The sequence below is a fragment of the Deinococcus planocerae genome (assembly GCF_002869765.1).
GTDB classification, from domain to species: Bacteria; Deinococcota; Deinococci; order Deinococcales; family Deinococcaceae; genus Deinococcus; species Deinococcus planocerae.
The window spans coordinates 1-7,225 of record NZ_PNOR01000073.1; the positions used below are offsets into that span (position 1 = coordinate 1).

General features: G+C 61.8%; 8 protein-coding genes. 4 read left to right on the forward strand and 4 right to left on the reverse strand.

The genetic code is table 11. The features are described from left to right. Nucleotides 1-107: 107 nt before the first annotated feature. Both A7B18_RS20730 and A7B18_RS20735 read left to right on the forward strand, forming a co-directional pair. Entirely contained in the window at nt 108-545 is a 438-nt protein-coding gene (locus A7B18_RS20730; RefSeq protein WP_102128564.1) for a hypothetical protein, read from the forward strand. A 162-nt stretch (nt 546-707) separates the two neighbouring features. After that, on the forward strand, nt 708-1,016 hold the full coding sequence (locus tag A7B18_RS20735) for a hypothetical protein (RefSeq protein WP_102128565.1): 309 nt from the start codon (nt 708-710) through the stop codon (nt 1,014-1,016). Between the two features lie 3 nt (nt 1,017-1,019). Here A7B18_RS20735 and A7B18_RS20740 read toward each other — a convergent pair whose 3' ends face one another. Continuing rightward, nucleotides 1,020-1,472 carry a hypothetical protein gene (locus A7B18_RS20740; protein WP_146009634.1) on the reverse strand — a complete coding sequence of 151 codons (453 nt, stop codon included), beginning with the start codon at nt 1,470-1,472 and terminating at the stop codon, nt 1,020-1,022. Nucleotides 1,473-2,027: 555 nt separating this feature from the next. Here A7B18_RS20740 and A7B18_RS20745 point away from each other — a divergent pair. Next, nucleotides 2,028-2,912 (forward strand): DUF2268 domain-containing putative Zn-dependent protease, encoded by an 885-nt coding sequence (locus A7B18_RS20745; RefSeq protein WP_102128567.1) that lies wholly within the window; start codon nt 2,028-2,030, stop codon nt 2,910-2,912. A gap of 18 nt (nt 2,913-2,930) precedes the next feature. Here A7B18_RS20745 and A7B18_RS20750 read toward each other — a convergent pair whose 3' ends face one another. Beyond that, nucleotides 2,931-3,923, reverse strand: coding sequence for an AfsR/SARP family transcriptional regulator (locus tag A7B18_RS20750; protein WP_180970287.1), 993 nt, complete (start codon nt 3,921-3,923; stop codon nt 2,931-2,933). A gap of 732 nt (nt 3,924-4,655) precedes the next feature. Here A7B18_RS20750 and A7B18_RS21655 point away from each other — a divergent pair. Beyond that, nucleotides 4,656-5,861 carry a hypothetical protein gene (locus A7B18_RS21655; protein ID WP_146009635.1) on the forward strand — a complete coding sequence of 402 codons (1,206 nt, stop codon included), beginning with the start codon at nt 4,656-4,658 and terminating at the stop codon, nt 5,859-5,861. Between the two features lie 4 nt (nt 5,862-5,865). Here A7B18_RS21655 and A7B18_RS20755 read toward each other — a convergent pair whose 3' ends face one another. Beyond that, nucleotides 5,866-6,363: a Nudix hydrolase gene (locus tag A7B18_RS20755; protein ID WP_102128569.1), complete on the reverse strand. Its 498-nt coding sequence runs from the start codon at nt 6,361-6,363 to the stop codon at nt 5,866-5,868. Then, complete coding sequence (locus A7B18_RS20760) at nt 6,353-7,087, reverse strand: ATP-grasp domain-containing protein (RefSeq protein ID WP_102128570.1); 735 nt, start codon at nt 7,085-7,087, stop codon at nt 6,353-6,355. Before A7B18_RS20760 ends, A7B18_RS20755 begins: the two co-directional genes overlap by 11 nt. Between the last annotated feature and the right edge of the window lie 138 nt (nt 7,088-7,225).

The window sequence follows — 7,225 nt, forward strand, 5'->3', positions numbered from 1 at the left end:
GGTTGGAACGGCCAGGAACTCATCTGCCAGAATGCGGACGCGCTCCCCCAGAATCTGTGACGTAGACACTCCCAGATTTTCTCGGCTGGGAGCGCTTCCCCGTCGTTATGCAGGTGCAACTCCTGAGCAAAGCGCAGCATGGCTCCTGGAGCACGCTCATGATTGTTGGAGAAGAAGATGACCCTCGGCATAGCTACACCCGCGCGCTGATACGCGCCCATATCCAGCAGAGCTTACGGGTCGCCTTGCACGGGTTTGAACGCTGGATTGCCGGTTCCACACCGGGCGTTCCGGCCATCAGCCCGTACCTGCTCAGGTATTACGACGAGGGCTTCGATATGGAGCCTGGCACCCTGCAACGGTTGTTGCGAGACCGACCCGACGTGTTGTACTGGATCCAGCCTTCGACCCAGGGGCACGACCTACCGCAGGTGGAGACACTTGTGCGGGCGGGCATCCGGGTCGTTCTGGATACCCGTGAATGGGAACCTAGCGCTTACCTTGGATACGCCGGATGGGCCGCTGATGTCACTATTCAGCGTTGAACACGGTCCGGTGAGGGCACCCTGACATGAGGCTGCTACAGAAGCGACGTTGAAATTGCCTTCTTTGTTCTCGGCCAGGCCCCTGTTCCTGCTTTGAGCACCTTCGACCCTGACCGAGGGTTCCGGTATCTGCCCTCACGCCTGGCGGCGTGGGGGGTGGGCATGGGCCAGCTCAAGCACAACCAGGATGTCCCGCACCACTACGCCGAGCGTGTCCGGACGTGTTACGGCCCTCACGCAGCCTACGTCAGCATCACCCTGCGCCGCCACACCGCCAGCCTGCGGGTCACCGACGAAGCTGGTGAACCGATTGAGCCGCGTGACGACGCTTCTTTCGAGGACCTGTTGGTCCTGCTCGACGACGCCCTGGCTTGGGGGGGTCCGGGACACTTCACCCTGGTAGGCCGTCCGACGCCCGCCCCCCTGTCCCCGTCCCCACCCGAGGGCAGCCACCTCCTCCTGCCCTGGTGAGGCTCACAGCAGGTCGCGGGCGGGGACCTTCCCGTGGTGCCGCCACAACACCTGCACCTGGAACAGCAGGAGCGTGACGATGACCCGGCCCGGCGCGAAGAGGAGGGGGGCGTCCAGTGTCGGACGGGGCCGGACGAGCAACGTGAGCGGGCCAAGCACCAGCGCCCGGCGGTGCCGCCAGCGGAGCCGCACTTCCCGCCCGAACACCCGCCACCGCGTCGGGCCTTCCACATCCGAGAGCCAGAGAATCACGTGCGGGACCGACTTCCGGACCATCACCCGCTGCCGGTCCAACCAGAGCATAATCAGCACCAGTGGCCACAGGAAGACGGAGGTCAGCACCAGCAGGAGGAGGCGCTTGTTCTCGCGCCAGTCGATGCGGGCCCGGTGGAAGCTCGCCGCCAGGATCGCGGCGACCAGCCCTCCTGCCAGCAAGTACCACGACGACCCGTCCACGCCGACAGCGTGGCGCCAGGCCAAGACGGCCAAACGGGTTACGCCTTACAATCTCAGCGTTCAACCTGACCTGCGGGCAAGATCAGCGAGGAGATGTCGATCTCGACCGACGACTGGCACGTGGGACGCCCGTACCACCACATTGACATCCATGCCGAGCCGTCGGCGTCTGCGTCAGTTCGTACAACTGGGCGGCCCGGCCCTGGAAGCGTGCGTGCGCCGTCAGCTGTTGCAGGGCCTTGAGCCCGAGCTGCCGCACCCGCTCGCGGGGGATGTTCCACCGCCCCGCCGTGACCTCCAGGGGCTCACGGTGGGCATGGAACGCCGTCAAGGCTTCCCACCCTCGTGGGTCGCTCACCCCCGCCACGGCCGCAGCTTCGATAGGGGAGAGGCCCATTGGGGAAGACCTCCCCCTGGGGCAACTCGTCGGTCCGTCGCCCGTCCAGGACCTCGACCCAGGCCTGCGGCAGGCGGGCAGCCGCCAGACGGCCTCCGTGTGTTGAGCCGTGGACTTCGTGCTCCCTCAACGTGTGCTCCTGGGTGCCACACTACCCCGTGCCCGTCACCATCGAGAACCTGACGCCGGACTTCCTGGCCTTCTGGCAACAAGCGCAGGGACGCCCCTTGCCCGAGCAGGAACAGTTGTGGCACGAGCTGTACCAGGCTCGGCACCCGGACGTGTTCGAGGTCTACCAGGACTACGGCGGCCGTCTGGACCGTGACGACCGGCTGGCCGCCGCCCTCGTCTGCTTCCCCGCCCATCTCTCCACGCTCGAACCTCTGATTCACCAGGCCCCTGAACTGGTCACCCGGACCGCCGAGGCCACCCGGCAGGTGTTCGGCGCCGCTCCTGCCGAGCTGCCCTTCGTCCTGATGGTCGGATTCTTCCAGTCCAATGGTTGGGCGGACCTCCTGCACGGTCGGCAGACCGCCTTCTTCGCCCTGGAGCAGTTCACCACCCCGCAGGCCCTGGAGATCACGGTGGCCCACGAGACCGCTCACGTCCTGCACCTGGGGGAGGACCCCGCGCGGTGGCACGAGCACGACGTCGGCGAGAAGCTGTTCAAGGAAGGGCTCGCCATCTGTGCCTCGGAGCAGGTGGTGCCGGGCCTGACCGCCGGGGAGTACCTGTGGTTCGGGCCGGGCTTTGAGGACTGGGTGGCGCGCTGCATGGAACGCTGGGCAGAGTTGCGCGAGGAGCTGCTGCGTGGCCTCGACCAGCAGGACGAGGCCACGGCTGACCGCCACTTCACCTACTTTCCTGATCAGTTAGGCGAGCAGGGCGAGCGGCCGACCCGGGCGGGCTACTTCGTCGGGTATCAGGTGGTCTCGCACCTCACCCGGCGGCACAGCCTGGGGGAGTTGGCGAACTGGTCACCGACCGAGGCGAAGGAGGCAGTCCGACAAGTGCTGACAACACTGCCCACACTGAACCGCTGACGACGGGTCCACCCCGCCTCAATTCAACTGTTGCTCCTGAAGCTGCTGGGCCAGCCGCTCCAGCAGCGGCGGGACGTGCCCGACTTCCCGGACAAAGAGCGTGCGGCTCTCCCAGCACGCCGTCCGCGCCGCGCTGATCCCGCCGACGTGGGCGGTGGCCCGGATCAGGAAATCGTGCAGGCCCTCGTCGAGGGGATCGACCTCGATCAGCCGTTGGGCGAGCTTGACGCACTTGGCGTAGTCGCCCTGGCTGTACCAGGTGTCCATCGTCTCCAGCCCCACCCGGACGATCCAGCGGCTCATGCGCTCACGCTCCGTCTCCACCCATTCGCTCTCCGAACCCTGTAGAAAATCCTTGACATTGAACTTGGCGGTGAGCATGACATCTGGCTCCATATTCAGCAAGGCATCCCGCACCTGTTGCAAGTCCCACGTCAGGTGGGTCCCCTCACACTGCACCCGGTACACCTGCCCGGCAGGGTCGTAGGGGACGGAGAGCCTGGGCACCAGGCGCTTGAGTTCCAACCGCACCTGGTGGATGTAGTTCTTCGCCCGGACGGGAAGGACGTCCGCGAAGACCTCCGTTTGCAACGTTAAAAGCGTACTCTCGCCGTGCTGGAGCAGGTAAGCAAGGACCTCGACTGACTTCCTCATCTGGAGCCGCACCCGCTGGCCGTTCACGAGGATCGCCGGGGGACCCAGGGTCACCAGCGTCACCTCGGCGACCTGCACCGTTTGCTCTGAAGGAGCGCACAGGACCCGCTCGTACTCGTGCTTACCGAGCGCGTCGAGCAGATGGCGGACCTGTGGCAGGGCGCGCAGTTCGAGGCCCAGGTGCTGCTGACCTCCCAACCCGACGTGGGCGTCCGCCGCTTCACGTAAAGCTTGCCGGGCGGCTTCGGGAGAGCCGAGGCGACTGTGGGCTTCTGCCAGATGCAGGAGGACCCACACCTCCTCACGGGCACAACCGCTGCTCTGGAAATACTTCAGGGCCGTCCTCAGCCGTTTCAACCCGGCGGCGTCCGCCCGGTGAATCAGCGCCGACCCGGGCGCCAGTCGAGGTACGCCTGGGCCCGGGGCGTCTTCACCAGGGCCTTCGCCCTCGCCAGACTGCCACGCTCCGTCGCCTCGTCGCCCGCGGCCATGGCGAGCACGGACAGCCCCAGTTGGGCACATCGCTCGGTCTCAGGTTGTTGCTGCTCGCGGGCGAGGTGGACGGCCCACCCAAACGCTTCGCGGGCCTTATCCCCCTGGCCCCGGGCCCGGAATCACATGCCCCAGAAGTAGGGGAGGGGAGAAGGGCCGAGGTCAGCGGGGACACCGTGGCGTGCCGCTGCGCCGCGTTCAGATGCCCCTGGGCGTCCTCATACTTTCCGAGATACGTGGCACTACTGGTGGCCTGCGCCTGGCGCAAGTAGACCTGTCGGGTGGTGTGGGCGTGTCCTTCGGCAAAGTGGAGGTAGGCCTCCGCCTTCACGTCGCTGTCCTGGTGGGCAGCCACCAGCACGATGGCGTGGGCCACCACCAACTGGCCGGCTGGGTCAGCACCCACCGCGTCCCCCAACGCCTCATCGGGGCCCTGGTACCGAAAACATCTGGGATTAGACCTCCTGCAAAAGTGGGTTCTCGGGCCGCTCTGCCTCTCCACTTTCGCTGCTTGCAAGGAGGAATCCGGGCACGGGTTCGAGAGGCGGAGAGACTTTTTGCAGGAGGTCTATCAGAGTCGGTATGCTGAGACTCGCTATGCGCCAACTTCCCGAATTAAGACAACAATTTATTCAGGCCAACAATCTTCTTGGCGCAGAGACTCTTTCGGAGCGGCCTCTCGTCGGTGCGGGTGGCGACACTTATTTTACCGTCTCGACCGCTGCTGTCCATATTGACCTCTTCGATCAAATCGGCCATATCGGATGTCGTAGCTTCGCCGGTGTGCAACGGACGTTCAGTATGGATAAATATCAGGGCGCAGGGAAGTATCCACTTGCAAATCCGCTAGAGCTAATGGCTTCGACATTTTTATTTAACGAAAGATATGCAGCAGATTGTCTTGCCCCTACACTTAGAACCGCTTTGGATGTTTTTAGAATGGACATTCGAGACATTTGGTTTCGGGTGAGCGGGCGCAACGGTATTCCAAGTGTACTTCAGTTGGCAGGGGTGGCCCAAGATCATGTCGTCATTTCGGATCGTCTGAAGCCGCTCAGTCTCGGAAGCAGCCGCCCAGGCGGAGAGTATATTTTCCTGTACGCACGATATCGGCACGGACTCGTATCGTTAGGTGCCTTCGGCCTCATTGAATATGAGCAGCGCTTTTCTATGGATAGCGCGTTATTTTTGGATCGAGTTCAATTCATTAATGAGGCGGCATCTTCTCCATTTGAGTCAACACTTTTTCTCAACACCATGCCAGCCGTACGGCTTGTGCTCGGGGCATCCTTCAAAGATGAACAATTAAGATTGTGGGCCGTGAGCATCCGGTGTTTGGTGGCATTAATCGGTGACGGCGGTCAAATCGGCCACCGTGGATCTGGCCATGTCATCAAGAACATGGTCCGTTCCATCGCTTATACGCTTGCAGGGGCAGCACTTCCTCCGCACCAAGTAGAACACTTGACCCGTGCCGCTGTACAGGATCTCCTCCTGCTCGGAATGGACCTCACGACTCATACGGGCAGGATTTGTGAACAACTCTCCGAATGGATTGCGACTTACAGCATCAGAATTCGTCGCGAGCTGCAGCAATCAATGCATCGTATTCTTTTACCCCATCTCTCGCCGGAGGAAGAGCAGACCTTGCTGAGCGAGCGTGGTTTACGGATCGATTGGATTCGGGGGCTGCGAGAACAGGCGGGTTTGCCTGTTCATCATGCGGACCACTCATCATCCCTGCGAAATGCCGCTTATCCATTCGAGGCCGAGCCGCCCGTTCCGGTCGACATCCTGCGGTAACGCTTCAAACCGGGGTGGTCGTTCTGGTGTCATCCAAGCACAGGCCGTAGAGTTGTAATGCTTCTTCATAAAACAGCTTGGTTTGGTACATGCGAATCTTACCAAGCCGGTACATTTGCATAAATTCTTCACGGGTGACGTACCGCAGTTCGATGACCTCTTCTGGACGTGCAATCCCCTGTTCCACATCCGGAAGGACGCGTGCCAACCAGGCCATCCAAATGATGTTAACGCCGTCAGGAAATCGTCCCAGATGTGCATTAATGAACCTGACGGCCTCAACCCGTAAGCCCGTTTCCTCAAAAGCCTCACGGATCGCGGCATCCTGGGGATTCTCGTGTGGTTCCACTCGCCCCGACGGTATGTGCCATGTCCCAGATTTACCTTGTTGTGCAGGGTTGCCACGTTCGTGAACGAGCAGGATATCGTAGTGTTCGTTCAGGATGACGACTCCGGCACCTCGCAACTCAACCGGCACATGTGTCTTCTCATCATGTTGCACGGGAAGTCTCCTCTATCGCCGACGGCGTGTCTGACGAGGATGTGGAACTGGGAGAGGCCTGGTTCCTGTGCAAGCTACCACTGTAGCTGACGCGAAGGAAATTAAGGGCATCTCTAGCGCGTTCATGGGCAAGTTCGGCGCTGTAGGCACACGTCCGCACGGCTGCGAGCCGATCACCAGACTGTTCTGCTGGCCGCACCTGGTCACCGGGAGTGAAAAATACTTCTACGGCCAGGACACCAGGCTGAAGCAGAGCCTCGTCCACACCCTCAAAAGCTTCGATCACCCCGTGCTTTTCGGCACTAAGGTAGCGAATCACCGAGTGCATTTCGGCCTCGTCGGGCAGGCTTGCCAGCAATGCTGGCTCCACCGGACCGCACACAATCCACTGGGCGGTCAAGGCGGGTAAATCCACGCCGTAGGACGTCGCCAGCAGCTCGGGGATGTAATCCCCACCCATACGCAGGTGCGTCTCAATGAGGTGAATGTCATCTCCATGGATCATTACCTCACTGTGCGTCGGTCCGTCACGTACACCAAGGGCCGTCAGGCAACGGCAAACGAAAACGGCCAGACGCTCAGCGTCTGTTTTGGAAAGACCGGCGGGAATCTGATGACCCGTCTCGACAAAGGTTATTTGATCCTTGAACTTACGGGTCAATCCGACAATTTTATGAATGCCGCGCGACGAGAAACACTCGACGCTGAATTCCTCTCCGGGCAACCAGGCTTCAACTCAGGAGTTGCACCTCGCATAGCGCAGTGAATAGCCGTGCTGGCGGAGAAATTCCGAGTTTCTGCTGAACGTCAGGAGCAGGCGGTTCAAATGAACGTCTGGCATGACCGTCATCAGTGCCAGAGC

Coding starts and splice junctions, on each gene's coding strand:
- A7B18_RS21655 (WP_146009635.1), top strand. CDS start 4,656: ATGCGCCAACTTCCCGAATTAAGACAACAATTTATTCAGGCCAACAAT.
- A7B18_RS20730 (WP_102128564.1), top strand. CDS start 108: ATGCAGGTGCAACTCCTGAGCAAAGCGCAGCATGGCTCCTGGAGCACG.
- A7B18_RS20735 (WP_102128565.1), top strand. CDS start 708: ATGGGCCAGCTCAAGCACAACCAGGATGTCCCGCACCACTACGCCGAG.